The sequence below is a fragment of the Variovorax gossypii genome (assembly GCF_003965815.1).
GTDB classification, from domain to species: Bacteria; Pseudomonadota; Gammaproteobacteria; order Burkholderiales; family Burkholderiaceae_C; genus Variovorax; species Variovorax gossypii.
Genome location: NZ_RXOE01000010.1, coordinates 16,772 through 41,382, shown reverse-complemented (window position 1 = coordinate 41,382; position 24,611 = coordinate 16,772). Strand labels below are relative to the sequence as shown.

At 69.9% G+C, this 24,611-nt stretch carries 16 protein-coding genes; 10 read left to right on the top strand and 6 right to left on the bottom strand.

Going from position 1 to position 24,611, the window contains the following annotated elements:
- Positions 1 to 19: 19 nt before the first annotated feature.
- Positions 20 to 547 (top strand): hypothetical protein, encoded by a 528-nt coding sequence (locus EJP69_RS26505; protein WP_126473263.1) that lies wholly within the window; start codon positions 20 to 22, stop codon positions 545 to 547.
- A 47-nt stretch (positions 548 to 594) separates the two neighbouring features.
- On the opposite strand, the gene EJP69_RS26500 is transcribed toward EJP69_RS26505, so the two are convergent.
- The 4 genes from EJP69_RS26500 to apaG form a co-directional block, all read right to left on the bottom strand.
- Positions 595 to 1,809 (bottom strand): YbdK family carboxylate-amine ligase, encoded by a 1,215-nt coding sequence (locus EJP69_RS26500; RefSeq protein ID WP_093204051.1) that lies wholly within the window; start codon positions 1,807 to 1,809, stop codon positions 595 to 597.
- The gene (locus tag EJP69_RS26495) at positions 1,806 to 3,077 is read right to left on the bottom strand and encodes a cation:proton antiporter (RefSeq protein WP_093204054.1); all 1,272 of its coding nucleotides are present in this window, start codon (positions 3,075 to 3,077) and stop codon (positions 1,806 to 1,808) included. Before EJP69_RS26495 ends, EJP69_RS26500 begins: the two co-directional genes overlap by 4 nt.
- Positions 3,074 to 5,059, bottom strand: a complete 1,986-nt coding sequence (locus EJP69_RS26490; RefSeq protein WP_126473261.1) for a site-specific recombinase — start codon at positions 5,057 to 5,059, stop codon at positions 3,074 to 3,076. The genes EJP69_RS26495 and EJP69_RS26490 overlap by 4 nt, the downstream gene beginning before the upstream one ends.
- A 118-nt stretch (positions 5,060 to 5,177) precedes the next feature.
- Positions 5,178 to 5,573: a Co2+/Mg2+ efflux protein ApaG gene (gene apaG / locus EJP69_RS26485; protein ID WP_093204281.1), complete on the bottom strand. Its 396-nt coding sequence runs from the start codon at positions 5,571 to 5,573 to the stop codon at positions 5,178 to 5,180.
- Between the two features lie 60 nt (positions 5,574 to 5,633).
- Between apaG and rpe the strand changes: the two genes are divergently transcribed.
- Positions 5,634 to 6,329: a ribulose-phosphate 3-epimerase gene (rpe, locus tag EJP69_RS26480; RefSeq protein ID WP_093204059.1), complete on the top strand. Its 696-nt coding sequence runs from the start codon at positions 5,634 to 5,636 to the stop codon at positions 6,327 to 6,329.
- On the opposite strand, the gene EJP69_RS26475 is transcribed toward rpe, so the two are convergent.
- On the bottom strand, positions 6,319 to 6,543 hold the full coding sequence (locus EJP69_RS26475) for a hypothetical protein (RefSeq protein WP_240652294.1): 225 nt from the start codon (positions 6,541 to 6,543) through the stop codon (positions 6,319 to 6,321). The genes rpe and EJP69_RS26475 overlap by 11 nt on opposite strands.
- Positions 6,544 to 6,700: 157 nt before the next feature.
- On the opposite strand from EJP69_RS26475, the gene EJP69_RS26470 reads away from it, so the two are divergent.
- The 3 genes from EJP69_RS26470 (at position 6,701) to ligD (ending at position 11,407) form a co-directional block, all read left to right on the top strand.
- Positions 6,701 to 7,720 carry a succinylglutamate desuccinylase/aspartoacylase family protein gene (locus tag EJP69_RS26470; protein WP_093204062.1) on the top strand — a complete coding sequence of 340 codons (1,020 nt, stop codon included), beginning with the start codon at positions 6,701 to 6,703 and terminating at the stop codon, positions 7,718 to 7,720.
- 75 nt (positions 7,721 to 7,795) lie between these two features.
- Positions 7,796 to 8,791 (top strand): non-homologous end joining protein Ku, encoded by a 996-nt coding sequence (gene ku, locus EJP69_RS26465; protein WP_093301681.1) that lies wholly within the window; start codon positions 7,796 to 7,798, stop codon positions 8,789 to 8,791.
- Positions 8,792 to 8,812: 21 nt separating this feature from the next.
- Complete coding sequence (gene ligD, locus EJP69_RS26460) at positions 8,813 to 11,407, top strand: DNA ligase D (RefSeq protein ID WP_126473260.1); 2,595 nt, start codon at positions 8,813 to 8,815, stop codon at positions 11,405 to 11,407.
- Between the two features lie 37 nt (positions 11,408 to 11,444).
- Here the strand turns inward: ligD and EJP69_RS26455 are convergent, their stop codons facing one another.
- Complete coding sequence (locus tag EJP69_RS26455; protein ID WP_338067663.1) at positions 11,445 to 12,452, bottom strand: dioxygenase family protein; 1,008 nt, start codon at positions 12,450 to 12,452, stop codon at positions 11,445 to 11,447.
- A 246-nt stretch (positions 12,453 to 12,698) separates the two neighbouring features.
- On the opposite strand from EJP69_RS26455, the gene EJP69_RS29585 reads away from it, so the two are divergent.
- The 5 genes from EJP69_RS29585 (at position 12,699) to EJP69_RS26435 (ending at position 24,540) form a co-directional block, all read left to right on the top strand.
- The gene (locus EJP69_RS29585) at positions 12,699 to 12,851 is read left to right on the top strand and encodes a hypothetical protein (protein WP_170217237.1); all 153 of its coding nucleotides are present in this window, start codon (positions 12,699 to 12,701) and stop codon (positions 12,849 to 12,851) included.
- Positions 12,852 to 12,892: 41 nt separating this feature from the next.
- Positions 12,893 to 15,088 (top strand): catalase, encoded by a 2,196-nt coding sequence (locus tag EJP69_RS26450; protein ID WP_240652302.1) that lies wholly within the window; start codon positions 12,893 to 12,895, stop codon positions 15,086 to 15,088.
- 272 nt (positions 15,089 to 15,360) lie between these two features.
- Complete coding sequence (locus tag EJP69_RS26445) at positions 15,361 to 17,403, top strand: CHAT domain-containing protein (protein WP_240652293.1); 2,043 nt, start codon at positions 15,361 to 15,363, stop codon at positions 17,401 to 17,403.
- Between the two features lies 1 nt (position 17,404).
- Positions 17,405 to 19,135, top strand: a complete 1,731-nt coding sequence (locus tag EJP69_RS26440) for a ShlB/FhaC/HecB family hemolysin secretion/activation protein (RefSeq protein WP_126473254.1) — start codon at positions 17,405 to 17,407, stop codon at positions 19,133 to 19,135.
- Between the two features lie 2 nt (positions 19,136 to 19,137).
- Positions 19,138 to 24,540 carry a filamentous hemagglutinin N-terminal domain-containing protein gene (locus EJP69_RS26435; protein ID WP_126473252.1) on the top strand — a complete coding sequence of 1,801 codons (5,403 nt, stop codon included), beginning with the start codon at positions 19,138 to 19,140 and terminating at the stop codon, positions 24,538 to 24,540.
- The last annotated feature ends 71 nt before the right edge of the window (positions 24,541 to 24,611 follow it).

The window sequence follows — 24,611 nt, the reverse complement described above, 5'->3', positions numbered from 1 at the left end:
GACGCGCAAGCGCAATTCGATGACGCCTCAACAGATCGTCGGTCTCGCATCACGGCTCTTCGCCATCTGGATGGGAGTCAGCGCCATTCAGGCCGTCTCCATCGCCCTGGCCCTCAAGGCCGGCACCAACAACCCCGACGCCGTGTGGGTGCCGTACATCATCGGAGGCCTTTATCTCCTGGTCGGCTTGTTGTGCTGGTTCTTTCCGATGGCCATCGCTCATCGATTGATTCCGCGCACCCGGTTCGACGATGCGCTGCAGCTTCCCGCGAGGCAGGCCATGGTCGTGGCATGCGTGGCGCTCGGACTTCTCGTGATTGCATTCAAGGCGGTGGGGCCGGTGCTGGGCTATCTCTCCATCTGTGTACTGTGGATTGCCAATGGCCAGACGCTCTGGACGCTGGATGCCATACGGCATATCGACGGCTGGATAGGCATCGGACAACTGGCGCTTGGCGTGTTGCTGGTCGGCAAGGCGCATGCTGTTTCAGCGCGGCTTCTTCCATTGGAGGCAAAGCCGCATGCGGCCCTGGCCGACACGGACTGACTCGGGCGAATAGTCGCGCTCGCTGTGCCGACGTCGCGCCGAATGCCTCAGGCCTGCCCGCGGAACCTCAACGCCGCCTGCCGCACGACCTCGGCCAAGAGCCTTTCCTTCCCCTGCTTCTCGCGCAGCCAGCGCGCATCGTTTCGGTTCGACTCCACGCTGGTGCGCAGCTCGCCCAGCGCCTGCGTGGCGTTGAGCGCCTCGCTGTGCCATTCGAGCTGCGTCATCGTCATCAGGATGTGGTCGCGCAGCGGCATGTGCTGGCCGGTGGCCGGGTCGACGTACACCGCGTCGAGGCCGAAGCGGCAGGCCTGGAAGCGGTTGTAGGTGTAGACGAGGTAGTCGTCCTCGGTCGGCTCGAAGGGCTGTTCCTGCAGGAACCAGGCGGCCAGCGACTGCACGTAGCCCGCGAGCGCGGCGGCGCGCTCCACGGTGAGCGGCGTGTCGAACACGCGGATCTCGATGGTGCCGAACTCGGGCTTGGGGCGGATGTCCCAGTAGAAGTCCTTCATGCTGCGCACGACGCCGGTGCGGGTCATGCGCTCGAAGTACGCCTCGAACTCCTTCCAGCTCAGCGTGAAGGGCGCGCGGCCCGACAGCGGGAACGCGAACACCGAGTTCAGCCGCGCCGAGTCGAACTGCGTGTCCTGCCCCTGCACGAAGGGCGAGGACGCCGACAGCGCGATGAAGTGCGGGATGTAGCGCGACATGCGGTGCAGCATCAGCAGTGCCGCATCGGCATCGGGGCAGCCGATGTGCACGTGCTGGCCGAAGATGGTGAACTGCTTGCTCAGGTAGCCGTACAGCTCCGACAGTTCGCGAAAGCGCGGCTTGTCGTAGATGCGCCGCTCGTGCCATTGCTGGAAGGCGTGCGTACCGCCGCCCACCACCGCTATGTTGAGTTTGTCGGCATTGCGGATCAGCGCCTCGCGGATCGGCGACAGCTGCGTGATCACGTCCTGCGCCGAGTGGCAGATGTCGGTCGAGATCTCGATCATGCTCGAGGTCATCTCGGGCACCACGCTGCCGGGCAGCGGGGTCTGGGCCATCAGGCGCAGCATGTCCTCGGCGTAGGGCGCGAGGTCGTAGTCGTGCGTGTTCACGAGCTGCAGCTCGAGCTCCACGCCGAGCGACAGCGCCTCCGACTTGTTGAAGGGCTCGAGCTTGACCGCGCGGCTCTCCGGGTCCGAAGGCAGCGGCGCCGAGCGGACGTCGTCGCTGTCCGGGTCGACGGGGCTGTTGTTGCTGGCTGCGGTGCTCATCGCTGCGTGTCCTCCGTGATGCTGAAGGCCTGGGGCATCCAGGGCACCGAACTCTCGCCCACCGCGTGGATGGCCAGGGTGGCGAGCACCGCGCCCACCACCTCCATCAACAGGATCGAGGGCAGGGCCACCTGCGTGATCATCGTGCCCAGCAGCGGCGAGGCGGTGGCGAAGTTGGAGGCGATGAGCAGCGCGATCGACGACAGCGGCGACATCGCGCAGCCGACCCAGAAGGCCTGCTTCCAGCTCGCGCCGCTGCCGGGGTTGGCGACCGCCACGCCGGCGATCTTGGTCAGCAGGCGCACGCCGATCACGGCCAGCACCACGCTGGCCACCGGCAGCGTCCAGTCGGCCTGTGCCGCCACGATCGACACCAGCACGAACATCAGCATGGTGAGCAGCGAGGAGGCCGTGCCCAGCTGCCGCTGCCAGGCCCAGGGCTTGGGGTTCAGCGTCTTGAGCAGCACCCCGCCGATCAGCGCGGCCAGCGGCGCGGAGCCGCCGACGTGCGCGGTGAGCGCGGCGCCCGCGGCAATGATCGCCAGCAGCAGGATCGACGTGTTCTCGCTCGACGGGCTCATCACCCGCAGCGCCGAGCGCAGCGCCAGCGCCATGATCGCGCCCACAACGAAGGACAGGCCCAGCACCACCGCGATCGGGTAGAGCTTCTGCAGCATGGTCTGCGGCGCGCGCTCGATCAGCCCGGCCTGCGCGTAGCCCAGCGCCAGCGCGTAGAAGGTGTTGAGCGTGGCCAGCGTCATCGCGCGCTCGGTCACGGGGCCGGCGGCGCGGGTGTCGATGATCACGCGGCTGAGCACCGCCGGCGAGGCGACGATGGCCATCAGCGCGATCGGGTTGGCCACCGGCTCGGGCAGGCCCAGCAGCGTGAGCACCCAGTACACGCCGAAGTAGGTCAGCGTGGCCTCGAGCAGGCTCTGCACCAGCACCATCGGGTTGTGGCGGAACCAGCGCAGCGGCAGCCGCCCGCCCGCCTCGAACAGCACCACGGCCGCGCCGAGCTCGAGCAGGAAGAGGCTGATGCCGCGCAGCGGCCAGATCGCGCCCTCGAAGCCCGCAAAGCCCACCACGGCGCCGACCAGCGAGTAGCCGATCACCTTGGGTAACCCCAGGTAGCGTTGCACCAGGTGGCCGGAAGCAGCGGCGGCCGCCAGCAGCAGCGACCACAGCACGGTGGGCAGGCCGGCTGAGGGGCGCACCCACTCGGACCAGAAACCCAGCAGATCGTTGAAGAAGCTCGTCAAATTCATCCAGGAAGGAAAAAGCTCACCGGGCGGCTGCGCCAGCGGGCCCAGATCGCGTTGCGGATGCGCGCGCGGTCACCGAGGCTCACGCTGTGCGCACGCAGCGCCAGGCGGAAAGCGAAATAGAAACTCACGCTCACATTGAGCGCGCCAATGACCGGGATCGCCGCCACCGCCCACCACAACGCAGGCTGCTGCAGCACCGCCAGGCCGGTGGATGCCGCCGCGGCGGCGATCTGTCCGGCCGACAGTGTCACGTGCCGCACGTCCAGCCCGAGCCCGAAGAAACCCGCGAACGCGGGCAGCAGCCCGAGCATGAGTCCCAGCGAGATGTTGGAGGCGAAGCCTGAAATGTTGGTGCGCATGAAATCGGCCCAGCGGCGAGCCCGTGCGGCGCCGAGAAATGCGCCGATGCGGGGGTTGTAACGCATTGCAGAGTCCATTCGATGCAGGACAAAGGCGTTTTCTGTCCATCCGGCGATGATGCTGGCGGAAAACAGCAGGATGCCGGTGATTGCCGCATAAAGCGCGGTCGGGCCTGCCAGCGACAGCGATTTCAGCGTGGCCGCCGCATGGGCGGCGTCCAGCAGCGGCCGCTCCAGCGCGAACTGCGCCAGCAGCGCGATGGCCGCCACCGTCGGCACCACCACCAGCACGTTGCCCAGCACCGCCGCCACCTGCGAGCGCACCAGGTTGGCGACCTCGTCGACGAAATCGTCCACCGCCGCGTCCGACTTGATGTCGCGCAGCCGCGCCGCCATGGCCGGCGCCGTCATCGCGGGCTGCTTGGTGGCCAGCGTCAGGTGCAGCAGCTGGATCGCGACGAAGCTGGCCGCGTACATCAGCCCCGAGCCCAGGCCGCTCCAGAAGGCCGACAGCCCCAGCGCATAGATGCCGAACTTCAGCAGCACCGTGACGGCCGTGAAGGCGCCGCCGCCGGCCGCCTTCTTCACCATCCGCAGGTAGCTGGCGCGGTCGCGGGTGATGTAGTGCTCGCCGGTCTCGGCGCTGCGCTCGGTCACCTTGGCGGCCAGCATCGAGGAATTGGAGGCGATCAGCGCCCGGATGCTGTTGCGCTCGCCGCCGGCCAGCACCAGCCGGCCGACCAGCCGCGCCACGCTGGGCCCGGGGTTGGGCGCCATCAGGCAGTCGAGCAGCTCGCGGATGCGCAGTACCCGCTCGCGCAGCTGGCGCAGCCGGAACACCAGGCCGACCGAGATGCCGTTGTCCTCCAGGTGCGTGTAGACCGAGGCGGCGCCGGCGCGGCAGGCATCGAGCCGGTCGCGGAAGGCCACGAAGGCGGCCTGCAGGGCCTCTTCGTCGCGCGGCTCTCCGGGGCGGTCGAACATCTGCTCGCGCAGTTCGTCCAGGTCGGCCATCAGCGCGTGGAAGGGGCGCGTCTCGCCGACAGCGTCGGTGCTCATGCGCAGGCGGAGTTCGGGCGAGAAGCCGGCGGCCACCACCTGGCTGCTGCAGTAGGTGACGGCGTCCATCACCGTGTGGCGCCAGCGCGGGGCGCCGTCTTCGTCGAGCGCCGCGTCGGCCAGCAGGGCGCCGATGCGCCCGAGCTGCGTCTCGTCGAGCAGGGCGATCCAGCCTGCGTCGAACACGCCGGGCAGCACCATGCGGAACAGGTCCGATGCGTCGGTGGTCTCGGGCGTGCCGGGCAGGATCTTGCGGCGCAGCCGCTCGCTCAGCTCGCTCGCGAAGGCGGTGCGCGGGGCGAAGCCGTAGTCGGCCAGCAGCGTGGTCAGGTCGACCGTCTGCGTGAAGGCGCGCCACCAGGCGCGAAGCCGCTCGCGCAGCTCGGGCCGCGCCTCGATGGCGTCCAGCAGCAGCTGCACGCGGCCGATGGCCGCCTGCGGCGAGGCGCGGTCTCCCCGCAGCCAGTCGAAGATGTCGATGAGCCAGATGTGGCGCTGCGCCACATCGGCCGTGGGATCGAGGCCGGCAAGCAGCCCCTGCAAGTCGCGCGATGCGGCAGCCATGGGAGCGATCTCGTCAAGTCAAGTGCCGGGGAACACCGCGCAACCGGCATTGCCGGGCCGCAGGTGTCGCCCCCGGCGAGGGGGAGGCGAAGCGAAGCCTGGGGAACGCCCGGTGCGTCTAGTGCAGCACGCGCGAAACAGGGGCGCCGCCGATGTCGGCTTCCAGCACGAACATGGGAATGGGCACGTCGAAGCGGTCGCCTTCCTCGGTCACCACGAAGTAGCTGCCGTGCATCGTGCCGCTGGGCGCCTGCAGGCGGCAGCCGCTGGTGTAGCGGAAGGATTCGCCGGGCGCCAGCAGCGGCTGCTGGCCGATCACGCCCAGGCCCTTGACCTCCTGCGAATGCCCCGAGGCGTCGTTGATGAGCCAGTGGCGCGCGATCAGCTGGGCGGACACCGAACCCGTGTTCGTGACGGTGACCGTGTACGAGAAGGTGTAGATGTTGTCCTTGGCCGAGGACTGGTCGGCGAGGTAGCGCGGTTCGACTTGTACGCTGAAAGGGCTGTGTGACATGGGGCGCATGGTAACGGAGGCCTTTGGTCGGGCTTGCGCCGGCTGCGAGAATCAGGGGTTATGAGCACCCCGTTCCGCATCGCGCCCTCCATCCTGTCCGCCGACTTCGCGCACCTCGGCAAAGAACTGACCGACGTGATCGCGGCCGGCGCCGACTGGATCCATTTCGACGTGATGGACAACCACTACGTGCCGAACCTGACCTTCGGCCCGATGATCTGCCAGGCGCTCAAGCCCTACGCCAAGACCGCCGACGGCACCCCGGTGCCCATCGACGTGCACCTCATGATCCAGCCGGTCGACGCACTGGCGGCCTCTTTCGCGCAAGCGGGCGCCGACTACATCAGCTTCCACCCCGACGCCTCGCCCCACACGCACCGCAGCATCCAGGCCATCAAGGCGGCCGGCTGCAAGGCCGGGCTGGTATTCAACCCCGGGCTGGGCCTGGAGGCGCTGGACTGGGCCATCGACGACATCGACCTCATCCTCATCATGAGCGTCAACCCCGGCTTCGGCGGCCAGAGCTTCATCGACTCGGCTCTGCGCAAGATCGAGCAGGCGCGCAAGCGCATCGAGCAGAGCGGGCGCGACATCCGCCTGGAGGTGGACGGCGGCATCAAGGCCGACAACATCGCGCGCGTGGCCTCGGCCGGCGCCGACACCTTCGTGGCCGGCAGTGCGATCTTCAACGCCAAGGACTACGGCGCGGTCATCACCGAGATGCGCCGGCAGCTCGCCGGCGTCGTCAGCGCCTGAGCTTCTCGTTGTAGACGCGGTCGCTCGGCGGGCCGCGGTCGGTGTCGACCACGCCGCGCTCCACGTCTTCGTGGGCCTTGCGGCCCACCTCGGGCGGATTGCCGTCCTGCGTTTCCTGGCTGTCCGACGACTGGTCGCGCTCGTGCGGCAGGCGGGGCGCCGATTCGCCGCCTTGCTCCACCTTGGTCTTGCCGCAGCTGCTCTTGCTGTTCATGCATGCACTCCTTTGACAGAGGCCGAGCCTGCGCCCCCGCCGCGGCCGGCCCGGTAGGACAGGCGAGGCAGCCCCTGTAGGCGGCGCCTCGGCGGCCGGTGCTATGAAACGAATAGCGCCTTTGCGCGCAGGGAAAGGGCTCCGCAATAATCCCCGGATGTCTTCCGATCCTTTCGCCGGCGTGGCCACCGACAGCCTGCGCATCCACGCCTTCGCCTCGCTCAACCCCGGTCCCCGCCTGCTCGTGATGGGCGGCGTGCACGGAGACGAAATCTCCGGCACCCTGGGCATCGAGCGCGTGCTGGGCGAATTCGAGGCCGGCTCGCTGCGGCTGCTGCGCGGCGAGCTGACCATGGTGCCGGTGGCCAATCCGCTGGCCCGCAGGCGCCTGCAGCGCGAGGGCGAGCGCAACCTCAACCGCCTGTTCCGCCCCTCCGAGTCGCCGGCCGACTACGAAGCCCGCGTGACCAACGTGCTGGCCCCGCTCATCGAGCGCCACGAGGTGCTGCTCGACCTGCATTCCTTCCAGAGCGAGGGCGAGGCCTTCGCCATGATCGGCCCGCGCGACAACACCGGCACGCTGGAGCCCTTCGCCCGCTCGTACGAGGAGGGCCAGCTCGCGCTGCACATCGGCACGCCCATCGTGGTGGAGGGCTGGCTCGACATCTACGCCGCCGGCATCGCGCAGCGCTCGGGCGGCGCGCCGGCCAGCGAGGCCGAACTCGACTTCGGCCGCGGCACCAACGAATTCATCCGCAGCCGCGGCGGCTACGGCGTCACGCTCGAATGCGGGCAGCACCTCGATCCGCAGGCGCCCGAGGTGGCGTGGCGCGCCATCCGCCGCACCCTGGCGCTGCTGGGCATGGCCGAACTGCCCGAGGGGCTCTCCGGCGGCCCCGCGCAGCCGCCGAAGCTGCTGCGCCTGGCCAGCGTTACAGATCGCCTGCACGAGGAAGACAGCTTCGTGCGCGACTGGGCCACCTTCGACGAAGTGCAACGCGGCGAGCCCATCGGCATGCGCCACGACGGCACCCTGGTGAGCGCGCCCGACGACGGCTTCATCGTGTTCCCCAACGCGATGGCGCTGCCGGGCGCCGAGTGGTTCTACTTCGCGCGGCCCAGCGAACGCCGGCTCGGACCGGTGACCGAGGCCACGGGCGCAACCGGCGCGGCCTGACGGCGCCTGGGGCCGCGTTCCTACATCGCGCGCGCCGGGGCGGCGCACATTCCGGGGTGAAGGAGTGTGCAACCCATGCCCGTCTCGAAGAAAGCACCCGCGCCGCGCGTCCTGTGGAAGGGCGCCATCAGCTTCGGCCTCGTCCACATTCCCGTGGCGCTCTACTCGGCCACCGTGGACCACGGCATCGATTTCGACTGGCTCGACAAGAGGACCATGGACCCGGTCGGCTACAAGCGCATCAACAAGAAGACCGGCAGGGAGATCGCGCGCGAGCAGATCGTGAAGGGCATCGAGTACGAGAGCGGCGAGTACGTCGTGCTCAGCGACAAGGAGATCGCCGCCGCCTACCCGAAGACCACGCAGACCATCGAGATCGAGACCTTCGTGCCGGCCAACGGCATTCCCTTCGTGTACCTCGAGCGGCCCTACTACGTGGCGCCCATCAACCGCGGCGCCAAGGTGTACGCGCTGCTGCGCGAAACCCTGCAGCGCAGCGGGCGCGTGGGCGTGGCCCGCGTGGTGATCCAGACCAGGCAGCACTTGGCGGCGCTGGTGCCCGTGGGCCCCGGCCTCGTGCTGAACCTGCTGCGCTGGGGCGCCGACATCCGCCCCTGGACCGACCTGCCGCTACCCTCCGAAGACGCGAAGAAGGCCGGCCTGCGCCCGCGCGAGCTCGAGATGGCGAAGGAGCTGGTCGAGGACATGAGCGCCGACTGGGACCCGGAGGAATTCCGAGACGAGTTCAAGGACGAGATCCTGCGGCTGGTCGACAGGAAGGTGAAGGCCGGCCAGACCGAGACCGTGACCCAGCCCGAACCGCAAGAAGGCGAGCAGGCTGGCGAAGGCCGCGGCGCCAAGGTCATCGACCTGACCGAGCTGCTCAAGCGCAGCCTGCGCAAAGGGGGCGCGGGTGGCAGTGGGGGCAGGTCGAAGGACGAGGAAGCCGACGCCGATGAAGAGGAAGAGCCGCGACCCAGGCGGCCCGCTGCGAAGAAGCGCAGTACCGCCACGAAGAAGAGCGCCGCCACCGCGCGCAGGGCACCGGCCCGCCACCGTCGCGCCGCCTGAGCCCGTCGAGGACCGCACGCCATGGCACGCACAGCATCATCCTCGTCATCCACCGCGCGCAAGTCGCTGGCGCGCTACCACGGCAAGCGCGACTTCTCCCGCACGCCGGAGCCCAAGGCCGGCGGCCGGCGCGGCAAGGGCACGCTGGGCTTCGTCATCCAGAAGCACCACGCGAGCCATCTGCACTACGACTTCAGGCTGGAGCTCGACGGCACGCTCAAGAGCTGGGCGGTGCCCAAGGGGCCATGCCTCGACCCCGGCGTGAAACGCATGGCGGTGCACGTCGAGGACCACCCCATCTCGTACGCCGACTTCGAAGGCACCATCCCGCCGAAGCAGTACGGCGCCGGCACCGTCATCGTCTGGGACCGCGGCGACTGGCTGCCCGACGGCGACGCGCGCAAGGCGCTCGCGGCCGGCAAGCTCAAGTTCGAGCTGCGCGGCGAGAAGCTGCACGGCCACTGGACGCTGGTGCGCATGCACGGCAAGGGCGACGAATCGCACGAGCCCTGGCTGCTCATCAAGGAGCGCGACGGCGAGGCGCGCGCGCTCGACGACTACGACGTGGTGGAGGAGGAGCCCGCCAGCGTGATCACCGGCCTCGGCGTGGACGAGGTGGGGCAGGCGCCGAGGAAGAAGGCGAAGGCGAAAGACAGCAGCACGCCGGCGAAGAAAGAGGAACCCAGGAAGAAGAAAGAGAAAGCCGCGCTGCCCGCCGTCCTCGAGCCTCAGCTCGCCACCCTCGCGTCCTCGCCACCGTCGTCGCCGCACGACTGGCTCTACGAGCTCAAGTTCGACGGCTACCGCCTGCTGGCGCGCATCGACGACAAGGGCAAGGTCCGCTGCTTCACCCGCAACGGGCACGACTGGAGCGCGAAGCTGCCCGCGCTCGTCGAGGCCATCTCGAAGCTGGGCACGCGCTCGGCCTGGCTCGACGGCGAGATCACCGTCGACGGCCCCAACGGCGCGCCCGACTTCCAGGCGCTGCAGAACGCCTTCGACCGCGGCGCCACCTCGTCCATCGTCTACTGGCTCTTCGACGCGCCCTCTCTGGATGGCGAAGACCTGCGCGAGCTGCCGGTCGAGCAGCGCCGCGCGAGGCTCGCCGCGGTACTCGCCGGCCGGCGGTTGTCGCCGTTGCGCCTGAGCGACGCCTTCGAGGCCGCGCCGCGCGACCTGCTCGCGGCGTCCGCGCGCATCGGCTTCGAGGGCATCGTGGCCAAGCGCAAGGGTTCGCCGTACGTGTCGCGCCGCTCGCCCGACTGGATCAAGCTCAAGAACCAGCAGCGCCAGGAATTCGTGATCGGCGGCTACACCGCGCCCAAGGGCTCGCGCGCCGGCTTCGGGGCGCTGCTGCTCGGGGTGTACGACGAAGACAGCGGGCGGCTGCGCTACTGCGGCAACGTGGGCACGGGCTTCGACGCCGGCCGCCTCGCCGACATCAAGGCGAAGCTCGACCGGCTGGCCGTCGACGATTGCCCCTTTGAGCCCGTGCCGCGCGGCGTCAGGGCGCAGTGGGTCAGGCCCTCGCTGGTGGCCGAGATATCGTTCGGCGAATGGACGCGCGAGAACCGCGTGCGCCAGGCCGTGTTCCAGGGCCTGCGCAGCGACAAGCCCGCAGACGAAGTGCGGCGCGAGCATGCGCGGCGGACGCGGGAGATCGAGGCGTCGGCAAGCTCGCCGGCAACGAAGAGCGGCAGAAGCAGCGCAAACAGCGAAGGGAAAAGCAAGGCCATGTCCCTGAAGATCACCCACGCCGACCGCGTGATCGACGAGCACAGCGGCATCACCAAGGGCGAGCTCGCCGCCTATTACGACGGCGTGGCGAAGCTCATGCTGCCGCACCTGCGCGGGCGGCCGGTGTCGCTGGTGCGCGCACCGGAAGGCGTGGGCGGCGAGCTGTTCTTCCAGAAGCACGTGCAGGGGCGCGAGATACCCGGCGTGCGCCTGCTCGACCCCGCGCTCGACCCCGGTCACGAGCCGCTGCTGCAGATCGACACCAAGCCGGGCCTGCTCGGCGCGGCGCAGATGAACGTCATCGAGCTGCATACCTGGAACGCCACCTCCCGCGCCATCGGCAAGCCCGACCGCATGACCTTCGACCTCGACCCCGGCGAAGGCGTCGCGTGGGCGCAGATCCAGGAGGCCGCGATGCTGGTGCGCACGCTGCTCGACGAGCTGGGTCTGCCATCGTTCCTGAAGACCAGCGGCGGCAAGGGGCTGCACGTGGTGGTGCCGGTCCGCCGCCAGTACGACTGGGACACTGTCAAGGGCTTCTCGCAGGCCGTGGTGGCGCATCTCGCACAGACCATTCCGGCGCGCTTCGTCGCCAAGAGCGGGCCGCGCAACCGCGTGGGCAGGATCTTCGTCGACTACCTGCGCAACGGCTTCGGCGCGACCACCGTCAGCGCATGGTCGGCGCGCGCGCGGCCGGGGCTGGGCGTTTCGGTGCCGCTGGCGTGGGACGAGCTTCCGGAGCTCCCAGGGCCGGACCGATGGACGGTCGCGAATGCGGCGCAGCGCTTCGAGGTCGGCAACCAGCCCTGGGCCGCGATGGAGCGCAGCCGCAAGGGGCTCGCTGCCGCGATGAAGCTGCTCGGGTACAAGCCCGGCTGACGGCCGCCGTGCTCCGTCCCGGCCTTCTTCGCTCCGCTCAGCGCGCGATGCCGATGGTTGCCGTCGCGGTGTAGCCGGCGGCGACGCTGCCGCTCATGGCAGGCGTCATCGCCGCGATCTGCGCCGAAGTGTTGTCGCCGAACACGTTGTCGGTGGAGAGGCTGACCGCTGCGAAGTTCGCGACGCTGCTGGTGTAGCCCGTGGCGTAGGGGTACACCGCGCCGCACACGGCGCTGGGCATCGCCAGCTGCGAGGTCAGGATCGAGTTCTTTCCGGTCGTGGCCGTCGAGAGGCTCTGGAACACCTCGAAGTGCATGTGCGGCCAGCGACCCGAATAGCAGCCTGGGAAGATCGTCGTGAAGGTCACCTGCCCGTTGCTGTCGGTCACCTGCACGCCGCGCAGGTAGCTCTCGGTGGGCGCCGAGTACAGCGAGTAGTTGCCGTCGCGGTCGCAGTGCCAGAGGTAGATCGCGTAGCCCGACAGCGGCGCGCAGCTGGAGGATGTGTTCAGCAGAGTGAGCGTCAGCGTCGTCTGCACGCCGCCGGCCTGCGTGGTGGTGCCGAGGAAGCTGCTGCGGATGTCGCTGCGCACGATGCCGCTGGAGGTGAGGATGTCCGAGGTCGAACCCGACGAGCTGTTGGTGCCGTCCGCCGGATACGGCCCCGCCGTCTCGCCGGGCAGCGCGGTGCAACTGCTGCTGGAGCTGCTCGTGCTGCTGCCGGTGGTCGTGGAAGAGCCCGAGCTCGAAGTCGACGTAGTCGGCGTGGCCGTGGTCGCCGAGGCGGTGCCCGAGGCCGCCACCAGCCCGGCGAGGCTGCCGCTTGCGTCGGAGCCGCCTCCGCCACCGCAGCCGCCCAGCAGGAGAGCCGGTCCCGCCGCCGCCGCGGAGCCCAGCCATGCCAGCGCCCTGCGGCGCTGGAGGCCGAGCTGCGCCGCCATGAGCGGAAGGTCGTCGGCCAGGTGGTGGCCGTGCCTGTTGTCGTGATTCTGGTTGTGGTTTCGGTTCTGGTCCTGCCCGGGGCGGCGGCATTCGGAAATCGACACTTTTACTCCTCGATCGTGGTTGGAGCGGCGAGCGTCGGGCCGCGATGTTGCTCGCGGATTTCAGCTTATTGCGGCTTGTTGCGGGGCGGCTGTCGGCAGGCTCCTACCCGGTCCGCGCGCCCTCTCCCACAGGGGCGGGAGGGCGGCCACTACGGGGCTGGAGCCGCGCCGGACATAACCTTCGGATTCGCCCGCGACATGCGCAGGGCATGCGCAAGACAGGCAGCGTGAAACCCGGAGGGAATGATGGAATTTGCATCGCTTTTCGACTCGTTCGCCAGTTCCTGGGGCAACGAAATCCTCGTGTGGTCCATCGCCGCCGTGGCGGGCCTCATCTGTCTCATCGCCGTGGTCAACGTGCTCGACATGTTCCTCGACGGCGGCAACGAAACGGGCTGAACGCCCATCTCCACCCAATGAAAGATTCCGGCAAGTCCACGATGTCGCCCCAGAACAAGGCCGCCGCCGGCCGTCGCGCCAGCGCCGTCAAGGCTGGCGACGCAGGCAACGCCAAGCAGCAGCAGCTCGAGGGGTTCACCGTCGAGCACCCGACGACCCTGACCACCAACCAGGGCCTGCAGCTGCCGGACAACCACAACTCGCTGAAGGCGGGCGTGCGCGGCCCCACGCTGCTCGAAGACTTCATCCTGCGAGAGAAGATCACGCACTTCGACCACGAGCGCATCCCGGAGCGCGCGGTGCATGCGCGCGGCTCGGCGGCGCATGGCTTCTTCCAGGTCTACAAGTCGATGTCGCAGTTCACCTGCGCCGACTTCCTGCAGGACCCGGACGCGAAGACGCCCGTGTTCGTGCGCTTCTCCACCGTGGCCGGCTCGCGCGGCTCGGCCGACACCGTGCGCGACGTGCGCGGTTTCGCCGTCAAGTTCTACACACGCGAGGGCAACTACGACCTCGTGGGCAACAACATCCCGGTGTTCTTCATCCAGGACGCCATGAAGTTCCCCGACCTCATCCACGCCGTCAAGCCCGAGCCGCACCACGAGATGCCGCAGGCCGCGAGCGCGCACGACACGTTCTGGGACTTCGCCTCGCTGATGCCCGAGAGCACCCACATGCTGATGTGGGCCATGAGCGACCGCGCCATCCCGCGCAGCCTGCGCATGATGGAAGGCTTCGGCGTGCACACCTTCCGCTTCGTCAACAGCCGCGGCGAGAGCCACTTCGTGAAGTTCCACTGGAAGCCGAAGCTCGGCATCCACGGCCTCGCGTGGGACGAGGCGCAGAAGATCGCCGGCAAGGACCCCGACTTCCACCGCCGCGACCTGTGGGAAGCCATCGAGAACGGCGACTTCCCCGAGTGGGAGCTCGGCGTGCAGCTGATTCCGCAGGACAAGGAACACTCGCTGGGCTTCGACCTGCTCGACCCCACCAAGCTCATTCCCGAAGAGATGGTGCCGGTGCAGAAGATCGGCCGGCTGGTGCTCAACCGCAACCCCGACAACTTCTTCGCCGAGACCGAGCAGGTGGCCTTCCATCCGGGCCACCTCGTGCCCGGCATCGACTTCACGAACGACCCGCTGCTGCAGGGCCGCCTCTTCTCGTACACCGACACGCAGATCTCGCGCCTGGGCGGCGCCAACTTCCACGAGCTGCCCATCAACAAGGGCGTGTGCCCCTTCCACAACTTCCAGCGCGACGGCATGCACCGGCAGACCATCGCGCGCGGCCAGGTGGCCTACGAGCCCAACACGCTGGGCAGCGGCACCGAGTTCCGCGTGGACGGCGGCAGCCACGGCTTCCAGTCCTTTCCCGAGGAGATCGATCCGCCCAAGGTGCGCCGCCGCAGCGCTTCGTTCGACGACCACTTCACGCAGGCGCGGCTGTTCTTCGAGAGCCAGAGCGCGGCCGAGAAGGAGCACATCGTCGCGGCCTTCCGCTTCGAGCTGTCGAAGCTGGAGGTCCCGGCCATCCGCCAGCGCATGGTCGACAACCTCGCGCACGTGGACGAGAAGCTCGCCCGCCGCGTGGCCGAGCCGCTGGGCATCGGCGAGCCCGATGCCAAGGCGGCGGCGGGACGCGCGGGCTTTCGCGACCATCGCATCGCGCTGCCCATCGAGGAGTCGCCCGCGCTGAGCATGGCCGACACCGGCGACGGCTCGGTGCGCACGCGCAGGATCGCGATCATCGCGGCCGACGGCGTCGACTCCGCCTCGCTCAAGCCCATACGCGACGCGCTCGAGCAGGCCGGCGCGCAATGCAAGGTGGTGGGCCCGCGCCTGGGCACCATCGCCAGCGCCTCGAAGCGCCAGATCGACGTGGACGCGACCTTCGCCAACACGCCTTCGGTGATGTTCGACGCCGTGCTGGTGCCGGCCGGCGAGGACTGCGCCGCCGCGCTGGCGGGCATCGGCGACGCGGTGCACTTCGTGCTGGAGGCCTACAGGCACTGCAAGGCCATCTGCACGGTGGGCGAGGGCGTGCGGCTGCTGTCCACGCTCGGCATTGCCGAGGACACGCCGGCCGACGAACTGCCCGCGGGGCTGGTGGTGGCCGCGACGCCGGTCACCAACCTGGGCGACAGCTCCGGCGCGACGGAGATCGCGCTGCGCTTCGTCGCGGCCATCGCGAAGCACCGGCACTGGGACCGCGCGAACATCGACGCCGTGCCGGCATAGGGCCGCCGGCGAGGCCGGTTCTAAGCCTTTAGCGCTAGACCGTATTGCGAATAGGCGCCATAGAGGGCCACTCCTAGACTTCGCCCCCACGAGGCCTGAACGGCGCGCACTTTCGCGACGTCGAGCATCCTGCCAAAGCGGATGCGTGGGCCGCGCGCGGGGGTCCAATGGCGTGGTTTTCGAGATGGGGATGGGAGCGCCCTGCACGTCGTCGTGCGGGAATCGCAGGCGCGCTCGGTCTGACATGCATTCTTCTCGCGGGCTACGGCTCGGTGGCTTCGGCGCAGCAGCAGGCGACGAGTGCCGAGGCCGCGGCCAGCAGGATGGAGCAGGCCCGCCTTGCGGACACCGACACCCTGCTGGCCCTCACCAGCGAAGGCGCCGTGCTCTACGGGCAGGACTCGGTCAAGCTCTCGGGCTACCAGTACTGCAGCCAGGCCGTCGCGCTGGCCGAGGCGGGCGAGTTTCGCCAGAGCGTGCGTGCCGCGAGCAAGGCGCTGCACCTGGCCAACGCCACCAACGACCCCAACCTGATGGCCATGGCCAATCGCGACCTGGCCATCGTCTACAGCTACTCGGGCCAGCTCGAGAAGGCCGAGGAGTTCGCACGCGAAGCGCTCAGGCACCAGGCGCGCGACCCCAAGCTGGTGGTCGGCCCCGTGCAGAAGGTGATCGGCGACGTGCGCTCGCGCCGCGGCGACTATGCAGGCGCGGTGCTCAGCTATGACGAGGCGCTGGCCAACAGCTCGCAGCGCTATGCGCCGCTGGTGCAGGCATCGCTGGTCAATGCGCTGATCGAATCGGGTGACCCGGCGCGGGCGCGCGAGGTGCTCGGCACCATGGCCCCGCCGAAGGACGCGCCGCTCACCGCGCAGCTCGATCGCACCCGGGCCCGCCTGCTGCTGGCCGAGAACAAGCCCGCCGAGGCGCGCGATGCGTATCGCGCGCTCACCGCGCGCCAGGTGGGAGCAGACACCGAGTACTACCGCCTCTGGGCCTGGGACGGCGTGGCGCGCAGCGAACTCGCGCTGGGCCAGAAGCAGGCCGCGGCCGAGGCCGTGGGCCGCGCGCTGGGCGACGTCGACAAGGTGCGCGCCAGGTTCCGCAGCGAGGAATTCAAGATGGGCCTGTTCTCGGACCTGCAGACGGTGTTCGAGCGCGGCGTGTCCATCTACAGCGACGCGGGCGATGCGCGCCAGGCCTTCGAGGTGAGCGAGCACAGCCGTTCGCGCGCGCTGCTCGACGCGGTGCGCGGGCGCGCGAAGATCAACGAGCAGGCCGCCAACACCGTCGACCTCGCCACGCTGCAGCGCACGCTGGCGGCCGACGAGCGCGTGGTGCAGTTCCATTCGCTGCCCGACCGCCTCGTGGTGTGGGTGGTGGGGCCCAGCAGCATCGCCGAGAAGACGGTGGCGGTGAAGCGCGACGAGCTCAACGAGCTGGTCGAGACCTTCCGCAATTCGATCGTGCGCGGCCGCCGCACCGCCATCACCAATGCCGACAAGCTGGGCGCGGCGCTGCTCGGGCCGCTCGGCCTCGCGCCGGGGCAGCGGCTGGTCGTGGTGCCGCACGGGCCGCTGCACTACCTGCCGTTCCAGGCGCTGCGGCTCGACGGCCGCTACATCATCGAGACGCATCCGGTGGCGGTGGCGCCGTCGATGAGCATCGCGGTGCAGCTCGCGCAGCGCACGCCGCGCGTGAACGCGTCGCTCACCGCCTTCGGCAATCCGCGCATCGAGGACAAGTACGACCTGCCCGGTGCCGAGACCGAGGTGAAGCAGCTCGCGCGGCTGTTCCCGCGCAACGCCGTGTACATGGGCGCGGCCGCCACCAAGACCCAGTTCCGCGACGTGGCCGCGCGCTCGCCGCTGATGCACGTGGCGGCGCACGCCGAAGCCGACGCGGTCGATCCGCTGTACTCGCGCATCCTGCTGGCCAACGAAGGCGGCAAGCAGAATTTCCTGGAAGCGCACGAGATCCTCGGGCTTCCGATGGACGGCACCGCGCTGGTCACGCTCTCGGCTTGCGAATCGGGCCTCGGGCGCATCGCGCAGGGCGACGAGGTGCTGGGCTTCACGCGCTCGTTCCTGTCGGCCGGCAGCTCCAGCCTGATCGCGTCGCTGTGGCCGGTGTCCGACGACGCCACCGCGGTGCTCATGGGCACGCTCTACGGCGAGCTCTCAAAAGGCCGCGACATCCAGAAGGCCATGCAGGCCGGGCAGCTCGCGGTGCTGAAGGATCCCAAGATGTCCCATCCCTTCTTCTGGGCGCCGTTCAACCTGATCGGCAACTGGCGCTTAACGGTCGGGAGTTGAAATGAAAGTCCGTCAACGTCCCACGCCGATCGCCTTCGCGGTCACGGCCCTGGTCAGCGCGACGCTGCTCGTCGCGGCCCAGCGCACGCACGCAGCCGAAGCGGACGGCAACGCCACCGAGCTGTTGCCCACCAAGGACCCCTGCGGTGCCTGCGATCGCCCGATCGCGCAGGCGCCCACCGGCGCCGTAGCCCCGCAGAGCCTGCCCGCGCCGCCGCGCAACACGGGCGGACCCGCCGGCGCGACATTCAAGCTCAACGACCTGCGCCTGAACGGCGTGAAGGCGCTGAGCAACGAGGAGCTGCAGGCCATCACCGGCCCCTATATCGGCCGCGACGTGACGCTGTCCGATCTCGAAGAGCTCGCCAAGGCCATCACGGCGCGCTACAAGGAGCGAGGCTATTTCCTCGCGCAGGCCGTGGTGCCGGTGCAGACGGTGCGCGACGGCATCGTCGAGATCAGCGTGATCGAGGGCCGCCTCGGCAAGGTCGACGTGACGGTCGCGCCCGATGCGCCCATTGCCGAGTCGCGCGTGCGCGGCTTCCTCGCGCCGCTGCAGCCCGGTGCCGCCGTGAGCGCGCCGGACTACGAGCGCGCGATGCTGCTGCTGTCGGACCAGCCCGGCGTCAAGGTGTCCTCGGGCCTGCAGGAGGGCACGCAGCCCGGCACCACCGACCTCGCGGTGGAAGTGACCGCCGCGCCGCGCTGGGCCTTCACCGCCGAGGGCGACAACCACGGCACCAAGGAGTCGGGCCGCTACCGCGTGGGCGGCACCGCGCGCTGGCTCAGCCCCTTCGGCATCGGCGACAACCTCGACATGCGCCTGATGGTCTCCAACAGCAACGCACTGCAGTTCGGCCGCATCGCGTACGAGGCGCCCATCGGCACCAGCGGGCTGCGCGCGGGCGTGGGCCTGTCGCGCGTGAGCTACGAGCTGGGAGGCCAGTTCGCCGACCTCGACGCGCGCGGCCGGGCCAACGTGCTCGACTTCTCGCTGAGCTACCCGGTGATCCGCCAGCGGCAGCAGAACCTCTTCCTGCGCCTGGGCGTGGACGTGAAAGACCTCACCGACGAACTGCGCGCGGCCGACTACAACTCGAAGAAGCGCGTCAACGGCCTGAGCCTGGGCTGGACCTGGGAGCGCCGCGACGAGCTGCTGGGCGGCGGCTACTGGGCCAGCTCCGGCACGCTGTACCACGGCAACCTCTCCATCCGCGACCCCGAGAGCCGCGACTTCGACAGGGGCATCACCGGCCACCGCACCGAAGGCGGCTTCACCAAGCTGAGCTTCCAGCTCTCGCGCCTGCAGGCCATCGTGCCGCGCCATTCGCTGTACCTGTCGATCGGCGGCCAGTGGGCGAGCAAGAACCTCGACGCGTCCGAGAAGCTCGCGCTCGGCGGCGCGCGCGCGGTGCGCGCCTACCCCTCGGGCGAACTGCTGGTGGACCAGGGCGTGATCGGCACCGTCGAATGGCGCTGGTCGCTCAACGAGGAGCTCACGCCTTTCCTCTTCTACGACGCAGCGCACGGAAAGATCGTGCGCAACCCGACGCCCTATGACGGCGTCAACAGCCACAGCCTGCGCGGCTACGGCATCGGCCTGAGCTGGTCGCGACCCGGCAATTTCTCGATCAACGCGACGCTGGCCTGGCGTGCCGGCACGCCGCCCGCGCAGACAGACGGAGGCGGGCGCAACCCCCGCCTCTTCGTGCAGCTCATCAAGGCGTTCTGACCATGAAGCAACGCAACCGATTCACACAACGGCGGCTGCAACTGCGCCCGCTCGCGCTGTCGCTGATCTGCGCAGGAGCCGCGCCCGCCATGGCGCAGGTGCTGCCCACGGGCTTCAACTCCATTGCCGGCGGCGTCACCATGACGCAGAGCGGCAGCGTCATGAGCATCACCCAGCCGATGATGCGCGGCATCGCCAGCTGGCAGACCTTCTCCATCGGCGCGGGCGGCACGGTCAACATCGCGCAGCCGAGCACGCGCGCGGTGCTGCTCAACCGCGTGGTGGGCGACGGGGGCACCATCCAGGCCTCGCGCATCGACGGCACGCTGAGGACATCGCTGATCGGCAACCCCAACCTGCCGGGCGGCAGCGTGTTCCTCATCAACCCGAGCGGCATCGTGTTCGGCAACGGTGCGTCGGTCAACGTGGGCGGGCTGGTGGCGTCCACGCTGGACATCGCCAACAGCAATTTCATGCCGGCGGGCTCGGAGAACAAGGCTTTCGACAAGAGCGAGCAGCTGGTCTTCGTGGGGCCGGCCAACAGCATGGCGCAGGTGAGGCTGGAGCAGGGCGCGTCGATCACCGCCGCGCCGGGCGGCACCGTGGCGCTGGTCGGCGGCTCGGTGCGCAACGACGGCGAGATCAACGTCGCGCGCGGCTCGGTGGGCCTGGTGTCGGCCAGCAAGCTCACGATGAACCTGGACTTCGACGGCGACGGGCTCACCACATTCAAGGTGCCGCTGGACGGGCAGACCACCTTCAAGCTCGCCGACCTGCAGGCCACCGACAAGACCACCACCGCCCAGCTCATGAACACGAGCACCGGCAAGGTCACGGCCGACGGCGGCCGCGTGGTGCTGATGGCTGCCGCTGCCGACGTGGACGCACGCCAGCTGGTGGTGAGCCAGACCGGCGTGATCCGTGCGCGCTCGCTGTCCACACGCAACGGCGAGATCGTGCTCGACGGCGGCCAGTCGGCCGCGCGCACCAACGAGATGCTGCTGGGCGGCACCATCGACGCGACCGGCTCCGAAGCCGGCGTGGCCGGCGGCTCGATCACCGCGAGCGCGGACTACGTGCGCCTGTCGGGGCTGACGGCGGACGCCAGCGGCAGCAACGGCGGCAGCATCCAGGTGACGGGCAACGCGGCAGTGAGCATGTCGCCCGACTCGGCGCTGCGCAGCAACGCCACCGGCGCGAACGGGCAGGGCGGCACGGTGGGCCTGAGCGCCGACTACACGCACGTCTCCGGCCAGATCCAGGCGCGCGGCGCGGGCAGCGGCGCGGGCGGCACCATCACCACCGCGGCCCGGCAGGTCGAGGTGACGGAGCTCGCGCAGATCGACGCGGCGGGCGGCGCGAGCGGCGCCAACGGCACCTGGGTGGTCGACTCGAAGGGCACGCTCAACGTGGACAACACGGTGCCTGTCTACGACCCGGACAACTACGGCCTGAACACGGCCGACACGCGCGTGAGCTCCACCGCCATCGGCAGCGCGCTGGGCCGCGCCACCGACGTGAAGCTGCGCACCGGATCCAACGACGGCGAGTCGAACGACGTGGTGTTCCAGGACAACGCGAGCATCGTCAAGACCGAGGGACGCGACGCGCGCCTCACGGTCGACTCGCTGCGCGACGTCCGCATGTCCAGCGGCTCGTCGATCCGCTCGGAAAGCGGCGCGCTGCACGTCGACTTCGACGCCAACGCGACCGGCGGCTCCGACGGCGGCGTGATCGAGCTCAACAACGCGAGCATCGCCACCAACGGCGGCAACATCCGCTTCTACGGCCAGGGCGATGCGGCCAACGGCTACGCGGTCGGCGGCATCGCGCCCACCGACGGCGGCCCGAATGTCGGGCGCGCGGGCGTCTCGCTGTTCGACAGCTCGCTGAACACTTGCGCGATGGCCTCCGGCAGCTGCGGCGGCAGCGGCTCCATCACGCTGCGCGGGCAGGGCACCAGCACCTCGGCCGGCGACCCGAGCTACTACGTGAGCTCCGACGGCGTGCAGGTCTCGGGCACCAGCCTGACCACCGGCGGCGGCAACATCGCCATCACCGGCGTGGGCGGCATCGGCGCGGGCGGCGTGCTGCTCGACAACACCGAGGGCAACAGCACGGTGCTGCGCACCGGCACGGGCGACGTGAGCATCACCGGCAGCTCGCGCAGCTGGACCGCCACCGACCCCGCGGCGGTGTACGGCGGCACGGTGGACTTCGTCGACAGCTCCTTCCCCGACGTGACGACGAGCAACGTCGGCGGCATCTCGATGCGCGGCGTGACCATCGACTCCGGCGGGCGCGTGGCCATCGACGGCACCGGCGGCGACATGCAGGGCCTCACGGCGAACAGCGCCTTCCTTACCTCGGCATCGGCCGCCAACGGCGGCGCCGGCGTGGCCTACGCCGCCGGCAACGGCGTGACCATCTTCGGCGGCAGCATCACGGCCGGCAAGGGGCGCGACATATCGATCTCGGGCACGGCGGGCGGCAAGAGCTTCACGGTGGACGGCGGCGCCGCGACCATCGGCGACGACGCATCGGCGGTGGCACTCGCGATGGAGGCCGGCGGCACCGTGCGCGCCGAGGGCGGGCGCATCGCGATCGACGGGCGCGGCGGCGACGTGCGCGTGGGGCGCGTGAACGTGCGCGACGTGCCCTCGGGCACCGTCTTCCTGCCGGTGCTCGATGTGTCGAGCAGCACCGGCGCGGGCGGCACCGTCAGCCTCGCCGGGCGCAACGTGCTGGTGCTCGATTCGTTCGACGACGTGACCACCGTCGACGCGGGCGGCGCGGGCCAGTCCGGCACCATCGACGTGCGCGCCACCAACACCATCGCCATCAGCGACCAGGTCAGCCTGCGCGCCGATGCGAAATCTGCCTCCGGCAACGGCGGCACGATCAACGTGATCGCGGGCGACACGCTGCGCGGCTACGGCAGCCTGTCGGCGCGCGGCGGCGCGAGCGGAGGCAACGGCGGCAACATCGAGACCTCCGCCGCGCACTTCGACCTGACCGGCCTGCGCGTGGACGCCGCGGCGCCCGTGGGCACCGCGGGCAAGTGGACCATCGACCCCTACAACGTCAACATCGCGCACGGCACCGCATCGGGCAGCCTCACGGGCAACCCCTTCGATCCGCTGGCGAACTCGACAATCCAGGACGGCGACATCAACAACGCGCTGGACGGCGGCACCAGCGTCACCATCACCACCGGCACCGGCGGCAACGCCTTCGACGGCAACATCACCTTCGCGGCCGACGCGGCCATCGTGCGCAGCAAGGGCTCCACGCCGCTCACCTTCGAGCTCGACGCGGCGCACAACATCAACGCCTTCAGCAACAACTCGATCCAGTCGAACTCGGGCGCGCTCAACGTCGTGTTCAACGCCGGCGTGGGCGGGCAGGGCGGATCGATCTTCCTCACCGGCGCGAAGATCGCCACCAACGGCGGCAACGTCACGATGACGGCCGACACCAGCCCCTCTGGCAACCAGGCGATCGGCATTACCAACACCACGATCGATACGCGGACCACTGCGCTGGGCGACGCAGGCCCCGGCGGCTCGGTGCAGATCACGGGCAAGCGCGGCACGCCCACCTTCTCGGGCTTCACCGCCACCGTGCAGCTGAGCGGCGCGACCATCCAGAGCAGCACCGGCGACGTGTCGATCTCGGGCACGGCACCCGGCGGCACTGGCGTGCGCATCGGCGCGGGCACCGGGCCCAGCCAGATCCTCACCACCAGCGGCGACATCTCCATCGTGGGCATCGGCAGCGGCGTGACGGACCCGAGCACCGGGCCGCTGGCCGTGCAGGCCGTCGACCTCAGCAACGTCACGGTGCGCAGCGTCGACGGCAACATCGGCATCCGCGGCCTCGTGACGCCGGGCGCCATGAGCGGCACATCGGGCGGCGTGCTGATCGCCAACAACGCGCTGGTCACCACGCTGGGCGTCGGCGACATCGACGTGGCGGGCGAGTCGCAGGCCAACGGAACGGGCATCACCCTCGGCACCGGCGGACGCATCGACGGCAACCGCAACGTGGTGCTGCGCGCGAGCAACGACGGCAGCACCGACGCGGTGGTGCTGACCGGCACTGTGCGCGCCGGCAACGTGCTGAACCTGCGCCCCGGTGGCGTGGACGCGGCCGGCAACGCGGCGGACCGCACGGCCAACACCATCACGCTCGGCGGCACTGCGGCCAACGGCTTCGCGGTGTCGGCCGACGAGTTCACGCGGCTCGACGCGCCCACCATCGTGGCCGGCAGCAACGCGCACGCCGGCAGCATCAACGTGGTGGGCCCGCTCACCGTGCCCGGCGCGCTGACCCTGCAGAACACCGGCGGGGGCGGCGGCATCCAGCTCGGCGGTGCGCTCACGGCTTCGACCGTGGGGCTGATCTCCGGCGGCAACATCACGCAGACGGCAGCCGCGCCGATCACCGCCGGCACGCTGCTGGCGCGCTCCACCGGCGGCAGCGTGCTGCTGGACCAGGCGGCGAACAACGTCAGTGCCGACACCTTGGGCGGCGGCGCGGCCGGCGCATTCAGGTACGTGGACGTCGACACCGTCAAGCTGGGTTCGGTGAGCGTCACCGGCTACGACGCGGCGGGCAATGCGCCGCAGGTCGTGTCGGCCGGCTCGATGGCGGCCGACACCGTGTTCGTGCGCACCCTGAGCGGCGACTTGCTGCTGGGCACCAACGTGAGCAGCACCAGCGGAGCCGACCTGGTGGCGGGGTCGCGCTTCCAGAACACCGGCGGCTACAGCATCACCGGCGCACCGTGGCGCGTGTGGGCCGACACCTGGGTGGGCGAGACGCGCGGCGGGCTCGCGGGGTCGGGCATCTATCCCAACCTGTACCACTGCGCCTACTCGGGCCTGTGCGCGGTGAGCATCCCCGCGGGCGCCAATCACTTCATCTACGCGCAGCAGCCGGTGGCCACGGTGCTCATCGGCAATGCGACCAGGCCCTTCGGCTATCCGAACCCGCTCTTCAGCTACCTCGTGACGGGGCTGATCCTGGGCGACACGGGCGCGGGCTTCGCGGGCTTCATGTTCTCGCCCGCGCTGCAGGCCAGCCCGCCGGGCGTGTACCCGATCAACGGCGCCTTCACCTCGGCAGAGGGCTACAGGGTCAACGTGGTGCCGGGCAACCTCTTCGTGGGCGGCGTGCCCGACCTGCCGCGCCCCGACACGCTGCGCGACCTGCCCGCCACCTGGGTGTACGACCGCAACATCGGCCCGCCGCCGATCTGCTTCGCCACCGGGCCGCTGGAAGGCGACCGCGCGACGCAGGGCGGCGACGTGCTGGCGCGCGAATGGTCGCGCGTGCGCTCCCGGCCCAACCTGTCGAGCTGCGTCGACACCGAGAAGCGCAACGGCTGCGCGGATTTCTAGCGGCGATCTTTGCGGTCGCGTCGATCCTCCGTATCAGGGATACCGCGGAACCGGCTTTGCCGGGCCGCAGG

Bases quoted from the DNA above. Each gene is read 5' to 3' on its own strand.
- EJP69_RS26470 (WP_093204062.1), top strand. From the start codon at position 6,701: ATGTCTTCCGATCCTTTCGCCGGCGTGGCCACCGACAGCCTGCGCATC.
- ku (WP_093301681.1), top strand. From the start codon at position 7,796: ATGCCCGTCTCGAAGAAAGCACCCGCGCCGCGCGTCCTGTGGAAGGGC.
- EJP69_RS26450 (WP_240652302.1), top strand. From the start codon at position 12,893: ATGTCGCCCCAGAACAAGGCCGCCGCCGGCCGTCGCGCCAGCGCCGTC.
- EJP69_RS26435 (WP_126473252.1), top strand. From the start codon at position 19,138: ATGAAGCAACGCAACCGATTCACACAACGGCGGCTGCAACTGCGCCCG.
- EJP69_RS26440 (WP_126473254.1), top strand. From the start codon at position 17,405: ATGAAAGTCCGTCAACGTCCCACGCCGATCGCCTTCGCGGTCACGGCC.
- EJP69_RS26495 (WP_093204054.1), bottom strand. From the start codon at position 3,077: ATGAATTTGACGAGCTTCTTCAACGATCTGCTGGGTTTCTGGTCCGAG.
- ligD (WP_126473260.1), top strand. From the start codon at position 8,813: ATGGCACGCACAGCATCATCCTCGTCATCCACCGCGCGCAAGTCGCTG.
- EJP69_RS29585 (WP_170217237.1), top strand. From the start codon at position 12,699: ATGGAATTTGCATCGCTTTTCGACTCGTTCGCCAGTTCCTGGGGCAAC.
- EJP69_RS26475 (WP_240652294.1), bottom strand. From the start codon at position 6,543: ATGAACAGCAAGAGCAGCTGCGGCAAGACCAAGGTGGAGCAAGGCGGC.
- EJP69_RS26490 (WP_126473261.1), bottom strand. From the start codon at position 5,059: ATGGCTGCCGCATCGCGCGACTTGCAGGGGCTGCTTGCCGGCCTCGAT.
- EJP69_RS26500 (WP_093204051.1), bottom strand. From the start codon at position 1,809: ATGAGCACCGCAGCCAGCAACAACAGCCCCGTCGACCCGGACAGCGAC.
- rpe (WP_093204059.1), top strand. From the start codon at position 5,634: ATGAGCACCCCGTTCCGCATCGCGCCCTCCATCCTGTCCGCCGACTTC.
- apaG (WP_093204281.1), bottom strand. From the start codon at position 5,573: ATGTCACACAGCCCTTTCAGCGTACAAGTCGAACCGCGCTACCTCGCC.
- EJP69_RS26505 (WP_126473263.1), top strand. From the start codon at position 20: ATGACGCCTCAACAGATCGTCGGTCTCGCATCACGGCTCTTCGCCATC.